Source organism: Kitasatospora sp. NPDC054768, assembly GCF_053612025.1.
The window spans coordinates 1-1,766 of the sequence record NZ_JBSHBN010000337.1; the positions used below are offsets into that span (position 1 = coordinate 1).

Here is a 1,766-nt window from a genome sequence, read left to right on the forward strand (position 1 = left end):
GCCCCGGAGCGAGTCGCTCCGGGGCCCGGCGGCAGTGGTTCACGAAGGAAGGGACCGTCAGTCGTCGCCGCGCAGGATCGCGATCAGCCGCAGCATCTCCATGTAGATCCAGACCAGCGACAGGGTCAGCCCGAAGGCGGCCCGCCAGGACTCCCGCTGCGGCGCGCCCTGGGCGATGGCCTCCTCGATCGACGCGAAGTCCAGCGACAGGAAGAAGGCGCCCAGGCCGATGCCGATCAGGCCGACCACGATGCCCAGCGGGCCGGAGCGCAGGCCCATGTCGGCGCCGAAGGCCATCGCGACCATGTTGACCAGCATCAGCAGCACGAAGCCCAGCGCGATCGCGATGCCGATCCGCTGGTAGCGCGCGGTGACCCGGATCTTTCCGCTCTTGTAGGCGAACAGCATCGCCGCGAAGACCGCCGCCGTACCCAGGACCGCCTGGATCACGATGCCGTTCAGCCAGGTGTTGAAGGCGTGCGAGACGGCGCCCATCGCGAAGCCCTGGAGGGCCGCGTAGGTGAGGATCAGCGGCGGGCTGACGCTGCGCTTGAAGGAGACCACCAGGCCGACGACCATGGCCACCAGGCTGGCGGCGATCGCGAAGCCGAAGTTCTCGAACGGCAGCGCGAACCAGGCCACCGCGCCGGCGACGACCAGCGTCAGCAGCGTCATGGCGGTGCGGGCGACCACGTCGTCCAGCGTCATCCGCCCGGTGGCCGCCGGGCCGGCCGACGGCCCGTTGTACAGCTCGTAGAGCTGCTCGTCGGTCATGGGGGCCTGGCCCTGCGGCTGCTGGGCGTAGGGCGTACCCGCGTAGGGGTTCTGACCGTGCGCGTTCTGGCCGTACGGGCTCCCGGCCTGCGCGGTGGTACCGAACCCCGCGTAGCCGGAGTCGCGGGTGAAGGACCCCTCCCGCGAGAAGACCGGGTTGCTGCTTCTCATTGCTCATTCCCTCCGTGGCGGCACTGCACCGCCCGTGTACAAGGGTAATGGCTTGGCAAAAATTCCGGGATACGCCGCGAGGAGGATCCGGTGAACAACGACCGGCGGGGACGCCGTCGGCGCCCCCGCGGTTGTCGGTGCCCGGAGCCGGACTCGAACCGGCACGGCCTCGCGGCCAAGCAGTTTTAAGCTGCCCGTGTCTGCGTTCCACCATCCGGGCTCTTGCGAAACCACCCTGAGCCTAGTCGCCCGGCTCACTCTTTCGCATGTTCCCTGCCCCGGAAGTTGTCATGTTTCCTTGCCATCTGACGAACTGTCCGGGATTCGGCCACGAAGGATATCCGTTCCGGCCATCCCGCCGCCTCAGGGTTCACGTCATACCGCAGGAGGAGGGTCCAGCCCTCCCGTACGCCCAGCGGTGGTAGGGCCAACCGTCCGGCGGAGCGACGCAAGACCATGATCACGTCGCGGAGCATGGAGGTACAAGTCCACGAGCACAAGGAGCCCCCCGTGACCACGCCGACCGCAACCGCCGTCCGCACCGGCCTGGCGGCCGCCCGAGCCACCGGCCTGAACAAGGTCTACGGGGAGGGGGAGACCCGCGTCGTCGCCCTCGACAACGTCACCGTGACCTTCCCCCAGGGCGAGTTCACCGCCATCATGGGCCCGTCCGGCTCCGGCAAGTCCACCCTCATGCACTGCATGGCCGGCCTGGACACCGTCTCCTCCGGCTCCTCCACCATCGGCGACACCGAGCTCGTCGGCCTCAAGGACAAGCAGCTCACCCAGCTGCGCCGCGACCACATCGGCTTCATCTTCCA

General features: G+C 68.6%; 2 protein-coding genes and 1 tRNA gene. 1 reads left to right on the forward strand and 2 read right to left on the reverse strand.

Going from position 1 to position 1,766, the window contains the following annotated elements:
* Nucleotides 1-57: 57 nt before the first annotated feature.
* Nucleotides 58-945: a Bax inhibitor-1/YccA family protein gene (locus tag ACWGKU_RS40950; RefSeq protein WP_359914059.1), complete on the reverse strand. Its 888-nt coding sequence runs from the start codon at nt 943-945 to the stop codon at nt 58-60.
* Between the two features lie 138 nt (nt 946-1,083).
* A tRNA-Leu gene (locus ACWGKU_RS40955) sits at nt 1,084-1,165 on the reverse strand.
* A 254-nt stretch (nt 1,166-1,419) separates the two neighbouring features.
* Between ACWGKU_RS40955 and ACWGKU_RS40960 the strand changes: the two genes are divergently transcribed.
* Nucleotides 1,420-1,766: ATP-binding cassette domain-containing protein (locus ACWGKU_RS40960; RefSeq protein WP_359914062.1), on the forward strand; the 347-nt coding region annotated here is incomplete at its 3' end.

Bases quoted from the DNA above. Each gene is read 5' to 3' on its own strand.
- ACWGKU_RS40950 (WP_359914059.1), bottom strand. From the start codon at position 945: ATGAGAAGCAGCAACCCGGTCTTCTCGCGGGAGGGGTCCTTCACCCGC.